A 13,770-nucleotide genomic window follows, 5' to 3' on the forward strand; every position below is an offset into this window, starting at 1 on the left:
CATACCTCGTTTCTGACCCTGCTCCGGGCTGGTGGTCAAGATTCTCGCGGGAAACGCGACAGCGTCTCCCTGACTGACCCGCGCAACAGGCGAATTTGGACGCAACCGGCCCAGGCTGCTAGCTCTCCGGCCATGTGGAAGAGCGCCCGCGTCGCCGTGGTCATGCCCGCCTACCTCGAGGGGCGCATGATCGATCGTGCCCTGCGCGACGTCCCCACGTTCGTCGATGACGTCGTGGTGGTCGACGACGGAAGCGGTGACGACACCTCGGAGCGCGCGGAGGCCTTCGCCAAGACCGACGGACGCGTGCGCGTGCTGCGACACGAGGTGAACCGCGGGGTGGGCGCGGCGCTCGTGACAGGCTACCGCGCGGCCTTCGAACATGGGGCCGACGTGGCCGTCGTGATGGCCGGCGACGGCCAGATGGACCCCGCAGACATGCCGCCGTTGCTCGACGCCGTCATCGACGGTGGCGCGGGCTATGCCAAGGGCAACCGTCTGGCATGGCCCGGGGCGCGTGACCTGATGCCCCTGCAGCGCTTCGCAGGCAACCACGTGCTCTCGGCGCTGACGCGCGTCGCCACGCAGACCACCGTGGCGGACTCGCAGTGCGGCTACAGCGTGCTGCACCGCGACGCGGCCGCGGCGCTGGACCTGGAGACGCTGTGGCCCCGCTATGGCTACCCGAACGACCTCCTGGCGCAGTGTGCCGCGCGCGGTGTGCGCGTCGTGGACGTCCCGGTGCGGCCCGTATACCGCGACGAGGTCAGCGGCATCGGCTGGCGTCACGCGCTCGTGGTGGTGCCCTACGTCCTTGGCTGCGGTGTCCTGCGACGGCTGGCGGCAGACGGCGGGCCCCCTGGCGTACGCCGGCACCGCGGCGTGGCGCGGCCCGAGCGCGTGGCGGAGCACCCGACCTTCGCGTCCCGGCCGTGAGCGAAGCCCCGCCAGCCCCTCGGCGACTCCCGGGGACCTCGTGACAGGCGGGCGCGGGACCCCCGAGCACCGGCGCCCGCTGCGCGTCGGGGTACTCACCACCAGCTATCCATCGCATCCGGGGGACATCGCGGGCGTGTTCGTCGAAGGCTTCGCGCGCACCCTGCGGGACCTGGGCCACGACGTTCGCGTGGTGGCCCCCGACCTCGATCACGTGCCGCCTTCGTCCGGCCCCCCCGACCCGTCGCAGGCATCACCCCGGGTGGTGCGACTGCGGTATGCGTATCCCCGTGCGCTGCAGCGCACGTTTCATCGGGCCGGGGCACCCGAGAACCTACGGAGTGACCCGCTGGCCGCGCTGGGCGCCCTCACCTACCCGATGGCGCTCGCGACGCATCTGGCGCGTCGTGCTCACGCCTTCGACGTGCTGGTCTCGCACTGGGCCGTCCCCAACGGCCTGCTGGCCGCGCGCTGGCCCCGCGCCCCGCGCGCCTCTGCGGACCCGGTGCGCCGGGTGGTCGTCACGCACGGCGCGGACATCCACCTGCTCGAGAGACTCCCGCTCGGGCGACGGATCGTGCGCACAATCGCACAGGGCTCCGACGCACTCACGTTCGTCTCGCTCAGCCACCGCGAGCGCTTCGAACGCCTCGTAGGGTCGGCGCTCCCGCACGCCACGGTGCTGGCGATGGGGATCCCCAGCCACCACCCCGCCAGCGCGCATGCGCAGGAGCACGTACGCCGGATGGTGGGCATGGACGGACGCGTCGTGCTGGCCCTCGGTCGCCTCGTGCCCATCAAAGGGCTCGACGTGCTGGTGCGCGCGCTGGCAGGCGGGCCGGACGCCACGCTCGTGATCGCCGGAGACGGCCCCTCGAGAGCGTCGCTGATGCGCGAGGCCGCGCGTGTCGGCGTGCGAGTGGTTCTCCCGGGCGTGATCACGGGCGACGAGAAGAGCGCGTGGCTCGAGCGGGCAGACGTGCTCGCGCTCCCCTCGCGGCGCCTCTCCTCCGGTCGTGAGGAGGGTACGCCCACGGTGCTGCTGGAGGCGATGTTGGCTGGAACCCCCGTCGTGGCCACGGACACAGGCGGGATCGCGGAACTGCTCGGGCACGGGGCACGCGGCTCCCTGGTCCCCCCCGACGACGTGGGTGCGCTACGCTCTGCGCTGGGCGAAGCGCTGCGCGGGGGAGAGAAGACCCTCACACGCGCGCGCCTGGCACGAGACGCGGCCGCTGCGCAGACCTGGCACGCGCTGCGAGGAACGCTGGACGCGCTGGTCCGGGGACAATGAGCGCGGTGTCACGCCAGGCGGATCGATGCCGCGCAGCGACCCGCCCCGCAACCGGACCACGCGCAGCGACCCACCCCGCAACCCGACCACGCGTCGCGCCGCACCGCGTGGGCGCACGCACGGCGCCCCACGAAGCGCGACCCGCGAGGGGCGACGCGCTCCCTCGAGGGTCGGCGAGCGCGGCTCAGTTCTGGACGGTGCGCGTGTTGGCCGGCGCGCGGAACGTGAAGCGCTCGTTCGGCACGTCGCGGTTGAACTGCATGTCCGCGAAGGTGAAGCGGTTGGTGTTCCCCTCGCGGTCCCGGATGAGCACGCGCTGCACCACGCCGGCCCGCTGCTCGCCCTCACCCACGATGCGGACGAAGAAGAGCAGCTGCTCGTAGTTGGGGTTCTGCCGCCGCGGGCGGAGCGCCAGCACGTAGCCGTCCGGGAACTGGTGCCGAGCAGCGTTCAGCAAGCGAAAGTTGAAGTCGCGGTCGAGGCGCCCCGTGCCCGTGAGGAACGAGAAGGCCTGCGGCAGCTGATCGCTGTCCATCGCGCGCTCGATCAGCTGGCCCTCTGTCTCGCCCTCCTCGGGCGGCTGATAGACCACCAGGCGCTGTCCGTCGCTGACGAAGACCTGGCCGTTGGGGGCGGCGTAGTCGAAGCGCATGCGCCCTGGCTTCGCGAACACCACACGGCCGCTCGAGCGCTGGCGGCGGTCGTACACCTTGGTGTACTGCTCCTGCTCGAAGTTCGCCTGGAAGCTGGTGGTCTGGTCGTAGAACGACTGCACGAGACCGGCGACCTGAGCGGCCGTCAGCCGAGGCTGCGCAGGCGTGGCAGGTGCGTCCGACGCCGGACGCTGACGGGGCCTCATGCTCGCGCTGTCGGGGGCAGGGTCCTGGGCCTCTGCTCCCGCGATGCAGGCGGCGCTGGTGAGCACCGACAGCAACACGGCGAGGCGCATGCGGGTCGAGCGGCGAGAGAGCGGAAAGTTGCTGTGCATGGTCGGGTTGGCTCCGTGGTCTGAACGACCCAGCCGCGCGCAGTATTCATGGGCCCCAGGGAAATGGCCAGGGGCCCGTTGCAGTCGGGGCGGACGAGGTTGCGCACCCAGCCTTCAAGGGGTAACCGACGGTTGGTCATGGCACCGAGCGGGGGTCGCGCGGTGCGCCTGGGAGAGCGCTCGATGTCGACGGGACAGCACGATGAAGTGGGAGGAGCAGGAAGCGACGCGTTCGCTTTGACACCCATGCAGCACGGAATGCTGGCCGAGACCCTCGCCACCCCAGCGCGTGGGGTGAACGTCCAGCAGATCGTGGTGCGACTCCACGAGGCGCTGGACCCGGACGCGCTGCGTGAGGCCTTTCATCTGGCGAGCTCGCGCCACGAGGCGCTGCGAACCAGCTTTCGGTGGCGCGGTCGCGCTGCGCCGGTCCAGGTGGTGCACCGCGTGGGCCCGCTTTCGTTCGAGGTCGTCGACTGGCGCGACACGGACGGCTCCACACACGAGGTCTCCCTCGGCGCATGGCTCGCGGCGGACAGAGCTCGGGGCGTCGCGCTCGATGCGACGCCCACCACACGCTGGACACTCTTTCGTCTGGATGAGCACGAGTGGACGCTGGTGTGGACGTTCCACCACGCGCTGCTCGACGGGCGCAGCTTCACGCGCGTACTGCACGAGGCGTTCGAAGACTACGCCCAGCTGGCACGGGGCCTGCGCCCGGAGCGCCCGCCTGCGCCGAGCCCGCGCGAACACATCGAAGCGCTGGCGCAGGTAGACCGGGCCGCGACGGAAGCGTTCTTCCGCACGCGATTGATGGGGCTGTCCGAACCCACCCGCCTCGCGCTGGGTGCGCGGCGCGTCGATCTGGATGAGCCGCAGCCGACACACCGTGAACACGAGGTGCGGCTCGCCCAGGGGGACGTGGAACGCATCGCCCAACGTGCCGCGGAGGCGGGGGTGACCTTCTTCACGTGCGTGCAGGCCGCGTGGGCCATTCTGTTGGCACGCTACGCCCGACGTGACGACGTGGTCTTCGGTGTGACACGCGCAGGTAGACACCTCGTCGCGGGCGCAGAGCACATGGTGGGGTGTCTGATCAACACGGTGCCGCAGCGTGCGTCGGTGCGCGAGGAGCGGCCGCTGGTGGAGCTGCTCCAAGCCCTGGGAGACGCGTCGCGAGCCGTGCGTCCCTTCGAGCACGCCCCGCTGGTGGACGTGCAGAGGCTCAGCGGCCTTCCCCAGGGCGAACCACTGCTCACGACGAACGTCGTGCTCGAGCGTTACCTGCTGCAGTCGCACCTGCGCCAGCTGGACCCGTCGTGGCAAGCGCGTGAGGTGGAGGTGTTGGAGCAGAGCTCGTTTCCGCTCAGTCTCGCAGCCTACCTCGACGGCGCCTTGGTCGTGCGGCTGGAGTTCGACCCGCGGGTCTACGCCGCAGCCACCATCGAGGGCATGGCGAAGCACTTGCTGCAGCTGCTCGAAGACATCGGCCACGCGACCGTGATCATCGACCCCGTCCGGCGACTGACGCAGGTCGGGGAGGTCCGCACACTGGGCGACGAGGAGTGCGCCCGGCTCCTCCGAGAGACCGCGCCTGCGCGACCAACCGAGCGTGTGGTGGAGACGTACGCTCCGCTCTTTCGACGTGTGGCCATGGCCCACCCCGAGAGGATCGCCGTATCGTGCCACGTACCGCCGGGCGCAGACGCCCGGTACCCAGACGCCGCTCCGCTCACCTACGCGGAGCTCGACCGACGCAGCGACGCCATCGCCGCTCGGCTGCGCGCACTTGGAGTCACGCGCGAGGACCGGGTGGCCATCTGCCTGCCTCGCACGGTGAAGATGGCGGAGGCGTTACTCGGAGTGTTGAAGGCGGGGGCCGCGTACGTGCCCCTCGACCCCACGTATCCTGCGACGTCGCTCGAGTACATGCTGGCGGACTCGGGTGCGCGCGCGCTGATCTGCCTGTCCGAGCTCGCGCCACTGGACACGCCATCGACCGTCGCGCGTCTCGCGCTGGACCTCGACTGGGGCTCAGACGCAGACCGTGCGAGCGACGACCCGCGATCCGTCCACGCCGACCCGGGCGACCTCGCGTACGTGATCTACACGTCGGGCTCCACGGGGCGCCCCAAGGGCGTGATGGTGGAGCATCGCTCGCTGGTCGCACACAACCGAGCGCTGGCGCGTGAGTTCGCGCTCACCCCTGCAGATCGCGTGCTGCAGTTCGCCAGCTTCAGCTTCGACGTGAGCATGGAGGAGATGCTGCCTACGTGGCTCGCAGGCGCCACGCTGGTGCTGCGCAGCCGAGAGATGGGCGAGTCCCTCGTCACGTTCCAGCGCGCGGTGGCCGAGGAGCGCATCACCGTCCTGAACCTCCCGACCGCTTTCTGGCACGAGCTGGTGCGTCGCATGGACGAGCACGACGAGCGCCTGCCCGCATCCGTACGGCTCGTCATCGTGGGTGGAGAGAAGGCCTCGCGACGCGCCTACGCGACCTGGCGCCGCGTCGCGCCGGGCGTGCGCTGGCTGAACGGCTACGGCCCCACCGAAGCCAGCGTCACCTGCGCCGTGTACGACCCCATGCGCGGCCCCCCCTTGCACGCAGATGACGATGTGCCGATCGGGCACGCCACCGACCACGCTCGCCTCTACGTGCTCGACCGGCGTCGGAGGCTCGCGCCACCCGGGGTCCCTGGGGAGCTCTACGCCGCAGGCCCCTGCGTCGCACGCGGTTACCTGGGGCAGGACGCGCTGAGCGGTGCGCGATTCTTCGACGACCCCTTTGCGCCGGGCGAACGGATGTACGCCACCGGCGACCTGGCGCGCTGGTCGCCGACGTACGAGCTCGAGTTCCTCGGTCGCATCGACCGGCAGGTGAAGCTGCGTGGGTTCCGCATCGAACCCGGTGAGGTGGAGGCGGTGCTGGAGCGCCACCCCGGCGTGACCGAGGCCGTCGTCGGCGCGCGCGAGGACTCCGACGGGCACGTTCGTCTGTGGGCTTGGGTCACCTGCGCGCCCGAGGCTCCTGTGGACGAACGAACACTTCGGCGACACGTGCGCGAGGCGCTGCCGTCGTTCATGACCCCTTCCGCGATCAGCGTGATGTCCGCGTTTCCGCTGACACCAGGCGGCAAGGTCGACCTGAGCGCGCTGCCCGTGCCGGGAACGACCAGCGCCCCATCGAGACGAGGTGCGGCGCGGCACGCCACGGACAGGCGTCTGTGCGCATTGTTCGCCGAGGCCCTCGAGCTGCCACAGGTCGCTCCAGACCAGTCGTTCTACGATCTTGGGGGACACTCCCTCTTGGCGGTGCGCCTCTTGGACCGCGTCAACGAGTCGTTCGGCGTCCAGCTCACGCTGGGCGTGCTCAAGGCGGCCGACACCCCCGCGGACCTCGCCGACCGGCTCCTGGGATCCGTCAGCGTCTCCACCCCGGAGACGATCTTCCCGATCCAGCCGCGTGGAACGCGGCCGCCCGTCTTCGCGGTGCACGTCCTGGGGAGCAACGGCAGCTACTTCGGTCCGCTCTCGGACGCGCTCGGCGCCGACCAGCCGGTGATCGGGGTGACCAGCCCTCCACGGCCGACCGCGCTCCCGAACGACGTAGGAGACATCGCGGCGGCCTACGCACGTGACATCATGCGCTACACGAGCGAAGGACCCATCGCGCTGGTCGCCGTGTCGTTGGGAGGCGTCGTCGCGGTCGAGGTCGCACGGCAACTGCGCGCGGCCGGTCGGGACGTGGAGTTCGTCGGGCTGCTGGACGCGCTGGGCCCCGGCCCCGTCGACCCCCTACGAGGCATCGCACGGATGAGGCGCCACGCGCAGGCGCTGACGCACCAGGGGCCCCGCTACGCGATGGACAAGCTCTCGGACCGCAGCCAGCGCCTGCACCATCATGCGCGGCTGTTGGAGCTGCGCGTGCGTCGTGCGTTGGACCTTGGCGTCTCGGACGAGCTGGGTGCGCTCGAGTTCGTCGAGCGCAACGTGCAGGTCGCCTTGGCGCACTCCCTGCAGCCTTACGATGGACGCGTGACGGTGCTGCGAGCCACCGAGAACGTCTTTTACAGCGACGCGTACCGACGCGGGGGGCTCGGTTGGGGCGATGTGGCGCTCGCTGGCGTCGAGGTGATCGACGTGCCCGGTGAGCACCTGAGCATGCTCGCGCCTCCGCACGTCGGGACGCTCGCGCGAGAGCTCGCCGCCGCGCTGGGGCGCGCGCACGCCTCTTGGGCCGGCTGAGGGCCCCGCGTCACTCGGCCCCGAACACCAAAACGCCTCCGCTCGCTCGATCGCGCGGGCCCTCCGCCTCAGGAACAAGCCCTGCGCGAAGATGGTTGCCAAGCGGAACGAGCCTCTCTAGCCTGGAGTCTCGACAGGCTCTGCGCGCGCTCAGCCGGTTCGCCAGAGCCACCCACCCCCTGGGAGCGCCTATGTCCAAGTCCTCTCTCTCGTCCGAAAAGCTCGAATTCCAAGTCGAGCGCCTCACGAACAAGCACCAGAAGATCGACGCGCGCGTGTGCGAGCTGGACGGTCGCCTGTCGCTCACCGCGGACGAAGAGACGGAACTGCAGCAGCTCAAGAAGGAGAAGCTGGCTCTCAAGGACGAGCTGGCCACGCTGTCGAGCCGCTGAGCACACACACCAACGTGCGGCTTCCTGGGCGAGCACCGACCGTCGCCCAGGTCGCCCAGACGCCTTCCACCGGACGCGAGCTCGAGCGCCACGGATGGCCGCCGCGTGGTCGAAGCGCTCCGCGAGCTGCGGACCTACCGCGCGTCTGCGCCCGGGATCTCCTCACCCAGCTCGTCGAGCGTGATGGCGAGGGTGCGCTGCCACTGGGGCTGGAGCCCCACGCCACGCTCGCCGGCGATCACGTGCGCCAGCGCGAGGTAGTGGCGCGCCTCCCGGCGATGTCCGAGGCGGTACTCGGTCATGCCGCGCAGGTAGTGCCAGGTCGCGCGCTGCGCGGTGGTGGCGGAGGGGATGTCCTCCTCGATGGCCACGAGCCAGGTGTTGGCGTCTTCATAGGCTGCGGCCGCGTAGCTGCGGCGGGCGCGGCGCAGGTCGTCGGAGAGCCCCGCGCACCCGAGGGCGAGGGCCACCGCACACCCGAGGGCGACCGCGCGGCCCGCACACCGCGCGAGCGCACGCGCAGCGAACGGTAGCCTTCGAGCGGGGGCGTGCTTCGGATCTCGCATCGACCCCCCGTGTAGCTCGGCAGCGCGTACGGGATCAAGCGAGCGACGCGCGCGGCGAGCTTTACCTCCTGGCACCTGGGCAGTACACCCAGCGCATGTGGGTCGAGCGCTACGGCGTCCAGCATGAACTCCCAGCGCTCGCCGAGCGCCTCCACGCGCGCGGCGGACTCGCGTGGCTGGACGGCGAGGGACGCAGCGCAGACAGCTGGTCGTTCCTGGGCTGCACCCCCGTCGAGACACTGCGCGCGACCTACGCAGACGGCGACCCGCTTGCGCCGCTGGCGACGACGGTGCCGCGGCGGGACACGTCAGGCGAGCACGCACCGCACTTTCGAGGCCCTGCAGCGGACGCGCCGCTCCCGCCCCTCGGCCGGGTGCCACGCTACATCGGCTACGTGGCGTACGACGCGGCGTTCGCGCTCGAGCGCCGCCTGCGACCGCGGCACCTGCGCGACCCTGCCACGCCAACGCTCCACTTCGCACGCTACGACGCGCTCTTGGCCGTCGCCCACGCTGGCGCCCGAGAGGAGACGAACGCACCGGAGGCGTTCATCCTTGCCGATGACGAGGACGCCGCGGCCCGGCTGCGGGCGGCCCTGGACGCACGCGTGGAGCCTGCGGCGCCCCCTCTCCCGAGCATGGCGTGGGCCCCCGATCCGAACCTGCATGCGGCGGCGGTGCGCGCAGCGCTCGAGCACATTGCGGCCGGTGACTTCTATCAAGTGAACCTCGCGCGCCGCTGGACGGCCAAGCTCGGCGGGAGCGCGTTCCCGCTCTTCCTCGCGATGCGTCGCGCCAGCCCCGTGCCGCTCGGGGCCTATCTCGACGCGGGCGATCACGCGGTCTTGGCGCGCACCATGGAGACCTTCCTGCGCTGGGAGCGAACCGAGCGGCGCCTCAGCACGCGCCCCATCAAGGGCACCGTGCCGCGCGCCGAGGGCCAGGACGAGGCGGCTGCGCGCGCGTTGCGGACGGACGAGAAGGAGCACGCCGAGCACGCGATGATCGTGGACCTGATGCGCAACGACCTGGCGCGTGTGGCCGCGACGGGCAGCGTGCGGGTCGAGGCGCCGTTTTCGGTGGAGCCCTATGCGCGGCTGTCGCACCTGGTCACCACGGTGACGGCCACCACGCGCGAGGACGTCGGGCTGGTGGACATCCTGCGCGCCACGTTCCCTCCAGGGAGCGTCACCGGCGCGCCCAAGCTCGCGGCGATGCAGGCCATCGAGGCGCTCGAGCCGGAGCCTCGCGGGGTCTACTGTGGCGCAGTCGGCCACGTCGATCAGCTGGGGGGGCTGACGCTCGCAGTGGCCATTCGTACGGCGCTGGTACGCCATGACACGATGCACTACTTCGCCGGAGGCGGGTTGGTGGCGGCGAGCGACCCCGAGCGAGAGGTGGCCGAGACCGAGCTCAAGGCACGCGTGTTCCTCGACGCCATCGACGCGCTCCGGCGCTGACGGGGAGACGCGCTGCACCGCGGACGGACCCGCTCCGGCCGTGCCGCCCAGCGCCGCGTGCGCTGGGCCGACTCCCGATGCGCCACTGAACACCGCGCGCGGAGCGCCGCCTCTCGATGCGCTCCGCGACGCGCCTGCGAGCGGGGCATCAGAAGTGCGTCCCGAGCGACACTGCGAAGGTGACTGGGAACAACACGACGACGCGATTGCGATGCTTGATGAGGTCGATGGGGTCGAGCGCCGCCGCGATGAGCCCGCTGACGTGCATGTGCCGGTGGAAGTCGTAGCGCACGCGCGCGACGCCCCCGAGACCCATCGTGACGGCCTCCACCGTGGAGTAGTCCGCGTCGTTGATCCGGAAGGACTGCAGGTGCACGCCCAGGCCCGCGTAGAGGTGGACGTTCTCCGCGAGCTGCTCGTGCAAGCCGACCATCACCGACCCGTCTAGGCCCCAGTGCTGCTCGTAGTCGCGGCGCAGCGAACCGCGGTAGTGCTCGCCGCTGCCAGGCTGAGCGCCGCGCATCGGGAAGTACGCTTCGCCGTGCAGCATCATGCCGAAGCGACGGCCAACCCAATAGTCGAAGGAGAGCGTCAGCGCGTGCAGCGAGTATGCGTCGCCGTCCTCGGTGCGAAAGCGGACGGTGTGAAATCCGAGGCCCGCGTCGTGGGACGGCGCGTTGACGCGGTCGGCCGCCGCCGTGGCCGGATCGAGAGCGAGCGCAACGACCGCGAGGAGCGCGAGGAACGAGGGAGCGGTGGCGAGCGAGAGCGCGGAAGTGGAGCGAGAGCAGCGCATGAGCGTCCTGTGGGGGCGAGTCGTGGTCGCAGGTCGGCGATCATCGACGGCCCCGCGCGGTCTGTTCTTGACATATGTAGCGACGTTACACAAATTCCGACACATGTCGGTCTCCCACTACGGCTGGTTCTCCTCCACGCGCACCGCGCACGACCCCTCCCGGCACACTCGACCCACGTGCCGAGCATCGTCCACCGACGCCGTGTGCCGCGCTGATGCGCTGTGGGTGTGGCTCTCGCTCGGCGTCGTCCTGTCGCTCGCCGCCTGCGACAAGTCGGGCGTGCACGACCTGGCGCGCCGCTCCGACACGCTGAGCACCTGTGACTCGCCCACCTCCACGTGGGTGCGCTCGCTCGAGGGCAGCACGGAGTTGTTCGTGCTGGGCACGCGCCGCGCGGGGCTGGGCAGCGGCAGCGGGTGCTACGTGCGCACGCTGGTGTTCGAGGACAGCACCATCGAGATGGAGACCGGCACGTTCACCGTCGACGGGTCGGGTGCCGGCCAGGCCGCCGTGACCGCGACCTACGACTTTCCGTTCCAGCCCGAGCTCGCACCGCTCCAGCGCCGCGGTGTGCGGCGCGTCGACCACGACGACGAGCCCCTGCTACGCGTGCTGTCGACGTCACGCGACGGCGACCAGCTGCTGCTCACGGTGGACGGCGACGAGCGACGCCTGACGGGCCTGCCCGAAGTGATTCGGCGACTGGACACCCAGACGCAGGCTGGCGCGGAGGACATCTTCCGGCTGGTCAACATGATGTTCTACATGACCCAGGTGCGCGTGGAGGGCTTCGGCGCGTCGGGCATGACGCAGTACACGGCACCGAGCACCTTCGTGGGCATCGCGGCGGGCACGTACCGCGTCGCGGTCACGCCGCAGCGGCTGCGCATCCTCGTCGACCTCACCTACACGGGCCTGCGCGACCTGACGGACATTCAGCTGGACGGCAACCAACACACGGACGTGGCGCTGAGCGGCTCGGGCACCACCAGCGACGTGCTCGTCTACACGCTGGACCACCCGGACCGCGCGACCCCCATCGAGTTCGCCGTCCACTACGATCAGGCCACCATCGTCAACGGCATGGCGGCGTCGGGCTTCTACCCGTGCGACGTGGACGGTCAGCGCTTCGACATCGACTACCCGCTGCAGAACGACGTGCACCTGCGCAACCTGCTGCCCATCGGAGAGTGAACGCCATGCATCGTCCCCTCCGAGTCCTCGTCACAGGCGCCGATGGCTGCGTCGGCAGCGCCATCGCGCATCACCTGCGTGCGGCTGGTCACGACGTGCGCGCACAGGTCTTCGGCCGCGCCGCGGACGACGCGCTCGGCGAGGTGCGGGCGGACCTCACCCGCGACGTGCCGAACGATGCGTTCGGCTGGGAGCCCAACGAACCAGTCGATTCCGTCATCCACACGGCAGGCGTGGTCGACCCACGGGTACCGAACGCGCTGATGTTCGCGGTCAACGCGGGCGGCACGGAGAAGATGCTGCGCTGGGCCGCGGCGCGCCGCTGCCGCCACTTCGTGCAGATCAGCTCCGTCAGCGTGTACGGCGCGCGCGCGCTGGGCCAGGACCGCCACGAGGACACCCATCGCATCCGCTTCGCAGCCCTGGCGTACGCGCGCTCGAAGGCGCTCGCGGAGCGGCACGTCGAGCGCGCGGAGGTCCCGTACACGCTGCTGCGGCTCCCAATGGTCATCGGCCGCGGGGACGTGTTCACCTCTCCCGTGGTCCTCGGCGGGCTGCGCGCCGGCACCCTCTTCATGTCCGGCGCGGGTGACGTGCGCACCAGCATGATCGGGGTCAACAACCTGGGCGCGCTCACCGCGGCGCTGCTCGAAGCTGGCCCCGCGAACGCGCCGCTCAACTTCGCGGACCATCACGTGACCTGGCGCGAGTTGCTCGCCGAGTACGCCCGCGCCGCGGACCTGCCGTTCAGCGTGCGCCGCCCTCCGTTGCCGATGGACATCCTGCGCGGGCGGGCGTCCGAGTACTTCCTGCTCTACGGCATGAGCCGCTTCGGGGGGCACTTCCCGACGGGCCGGCTGATGGCGCACCTCGGACGCCGCTCGAGCGAGGTGCACCGTGGGGACTGGCGGGACGCGGTCAGGGACGCCGTCGCGTCTTAGCAGCCCGTCGTTCGACGCTCGTGGCCGCGCGCCCCTGTCGAGAGCCGCCGGAAGGCCGCCGTCGGAAACCAACCGGAGTCTCTCGGCACGTTCGTTGCTGAGTGCGGCGACGCGCCCACCAGCACCGGCTTCTTCCGTGCCAATCTGTGCCAGAGGTCTTCGATGAGTGTCTTTCGCTTCCCTTCCCCCACGTACGCCACGCTGCTCGCCGCCCTGGGGCTCAGCGCCCCGGGTTGCATATACAGCTGCTTCGCTGCGGGAACCCGGGTCCGGGTCCCCGGCGGGACGCGACGAATCGAGTCGCTCCGCGTCGGTGACGAGGTGCTGGCCTTCGACCCGGTGCGCGGGGTCGTGGCCGAGCGCGTCGTCCGCACGTTTCACCACCGAGACCGGCCGCTGCTGCGCGTGGTCTCGGACCGAGGCACGACTCACACCACCGCCGAGCACCCGTACTTCACGGAGCGCGCAGGCTTCGTGCCGGCCCTCGCGCTGTCAGCGGGAACACGGCTACGTGGACTCGATGTCGGCCCCGCGGTAGGTGATGAGGCGCGGGTGCTCGCCATCACCCCTCTGACGCTTCGAGCCGACGTGTGGAACCTCTCGGTCAGCGGCACGCAGACATACTTCGCCGACGAGGTGTTGGTCCACAACAAGAGCTATTGTGAGCGTTGCAGCGACTCCCCTGCCGTGTGCGAGGGACAGGACCGCGATGGGGATGGGGTCCCGTGGGAGCGGGACTGCGATGACTCGACGACGAGCATCGGTGCGTGCGCGCCGGGACAGGCGCGGGCCGAGGTGTGCGCGCGGGAGTACCGCGATAGCTCGGGAGACGCTGGTCTTCGCGACCTCGGCGGCAGCCCGGAAGACGGCGGCGACGGCGATCAAGGCGATGGCGGTACGGTGCCATCGGGCGACGGAGGTGCTGACGGCGGGTGAGGCGGCCGACCCCAACTGGCG

At 70.8% G+C, this 13,770-nt stretch carries 11 protein-coding genes; 8 read left to right on the top strand and 3 right to left on the bottom strand.

What is annotated here, in order from left to right; genetic code table 11:
• The first annotated feature begins 132 nt into the window (after window positions 1-132).
• Window positions 133-936: a glycosyltransferase family 2 protein gene (locus H6726_05480; GenBank protein ID MCB9657086.1), complete on the top strand. Its 804-nt coding sequence runs from the start codon at window positions 133-135 to the stop codon at window positions 934-936.
• Between the two features lie 40 nt (window positions 937-976).
• Complete coding sequence (locus tag H6726_05485; GenBank protein ID MCB9657087.1) at window positions 977-2,230, top strand: glycosyltransferase; 1,254 nt, start codon at window positions 977-979, stop codon at window positions 2,228-2,230.
• A 184-nt stretch (window positions 2,231-2,414) separates the two neighbouring features.
• Here H6726_05485 and H6726_05490 read toward each other — a convergent pair whose 3' ends face one another.
• Window positions 2,415-3,218 (bottom strand): outer membrane lipoprotein carrier protein LolA, encoded by an 804-nt coding sequence (locus H6726_05490; GenBank protein ID MCB9657088.1) that lies wholly within the window; start codon window positions 3,216-3,218, stop codon window positions 2,415-2,417.
• Window positions 3,219-3,464: 246 nt separating this feature from the next.
• On the opposite strand from H6726_05490, the gene H6726_05495 reads away from it, so the two are divergent.
• Together H6726_05495 and H6726_05500 are read left to right on the top strand one after the other, a co-directional pair.
• The gene (locus tag H6726_05495) at window positions 3,465-7,463 is read left to right on the top strand and encodes an amino acid adenylation domain-containing protein (GenBank protein MCB9657089.1); all 3,999 of its coding nucleotides are present in this window, start codon (window positions 3,465-3,467) and stop codon (window positions 7,461-7,463) included.
• Between the two features lie 191 nt (window positions 7,464-7,654).
• Entirely contained in the window at window positions 7,655-7,855 is a 201-nt protein-coding gene (locus H6726_05500) for a YdcH family protein (GenBank protein ID MCB9657090.1), read from the top strand.
• Window positions 7,856-7,989: 134 nt separating this feature from the next.
• Here the strand turns inward: H6726_05500 and H6726_05505 are convergent, their stop codons facing one another.
• The gene (locus H6726_05505) at window positions 7,990-8,325 is read right to left on the bottom strand and encodes a hypothetical protein (protein ID MCB9657091.1); all 336 of its coding nucleotides are present in this window, start codon (window positions 8,323-8,325) and stop codon (window positions 7,990-7,992) included.
• Window positions 8,326-8,516: 191 nt separating this feature from the next.
• On the opposite strand from H6726_05505, the gene H6726_05510 reads away from it, so the two are divergent.
• The gene (locus tag H6726_05510) at window positions 8,517-9,881 is read left to right on the top strand and encodes an anthranilate synthase component I family protein (protein ID MCB9657092.1); all 1,365 of its coding nucleotides are present in this window, start codon (window positions 8,517-8,519) and stop codon (window positions 9,879-9,881) included.
• A 148-nt stretch (window positions 9,882-10,029) separates the two neighbouring features.
• On the opposite strand, the gene H6726_05515 is transcribed toward H6726_05510, so the two are convergent.
• Window positions 10,030-10,677: a hypothetical protein gene (locus H6726_05515; protein MCB9657093.1), complete on the bottom strand. Its 648-nt coding sequence runs from the start codon at window positions 10,675-10,677 to the stop codon at window positions 10,030-10,032.
• Window positions 10,678-10,780: 103 nt separating this feature from the next.
• Here H6726_05515 and H6726_05520 point away from each other — a divergent pair, with 103 nt between their 5' ends.
• The 3 genes from H6726_05520 to H6726_05530 all read left to right on the top strand — a co-directional run bounded on the left by H6726_05520 (window position 10,781) and on the right by H6726_05530 (window position 13,749).
• A complete protein-coding gene (locus H6726_05520; protein ID MCB9657094.1) occupies window positions 10,781-11,872 on the top strand; it encodes a hypothetical protein in 1,092 nt (363 codons plus the stop codon).
• 5 nt (window positions 11,873-11,877) lie between these two features.
• A complete protein-coding gene (locus H6726_05525) occupies window positions 11,878-12,813 on the top strand; it encodes an NAD(P)-dependent oxidoreductase (GenBank protein MCB9657095.1) in 936 nt (311 codons plus the stop codon).
• A 162-nt stretch (window positions 12,814-12,975) separates the two neighbouring features.
• Entirely contained in the window at window positions 12,976-13,749 is a 774-nt protein-coding gene (locus tag H6726_05530; GenBank protein ID MCB9657096.1) for a Hint domain-containing protein, read from the top strand.
• Window positions 13,750-13,770 lie beyond the last annotated feature (21 nt).

The sequence above is a fragment of the Sandaracinaceae bacterium genome (genome assembly GCA_020633055.1).
Classification (GTDB): Bacteria; Myxococcota_A; Polyangia; order Polyangiales; family Houyiibacteriaceae; genus JADJJE01.

Coding starts and splice junctions, on each gene's coding strand:
- H6726_05480 (MCB9657086.1), top strand. CDS start 133: ATGTGGAAGAGCGCCCGCGTCGCCGTGGTCATGCCCGCCTACCTCGAG.
- H6726_05490 (MCB9657088.1), bottom strand. CDS start 3,218: ATGCACAGCAACTTTCCGCTCTCTCGCCGCTCGACCCGCATGCGCCTC.
- H6726_05495 (MCB9657089.1), top strand. CDS start 3,465: ATGCAGCACGGAATGCTGGCCGAGACCCTCGCCACCCCAGCGCGTGGG.
- H6726_05500 (MCB9657090.1), top strand. CDS start 7,655: ATGTCCAAGTCCTCTCTCTCGTCCGAAAAGCTCGAATTCCAAGTCGAG.
- H6726_05510 (MCB9657092.1), top strand. CDS start 8,517: ATGTGGGTCGAGCGCTACGGCGTCCAGCATGAACTCCCAGCGCTCGCC.
- H6726_05515 (MCB9657093.1), bottom strand. CDS start 10,677: ATGCGCTGCTCTCGCTCCACTTCCGCGCTCTCGCTCGCCACCGCTCCC.
- H6726_05520 (MCB9657094.1), top strand. CDS start 10,781: ATGTCGGTCTCCCACTACGGCTGGTTCTCCTCCACGCGCACCGCGCAC.
- H6726_05525 (MCB9657095.1), top strand. CDS start 11,878: ATGCATCGTCCCCTCCGAGTCCTCGTCACAGGCGCCGATGGCTGCGTC.
- H6726_05530 (MCB9657096.1), top strand. CDS start 12,976: ATGAGTGTCTTTCGCTTCCCTTCCCCCACGTACGCCACGCTGCTCGCC.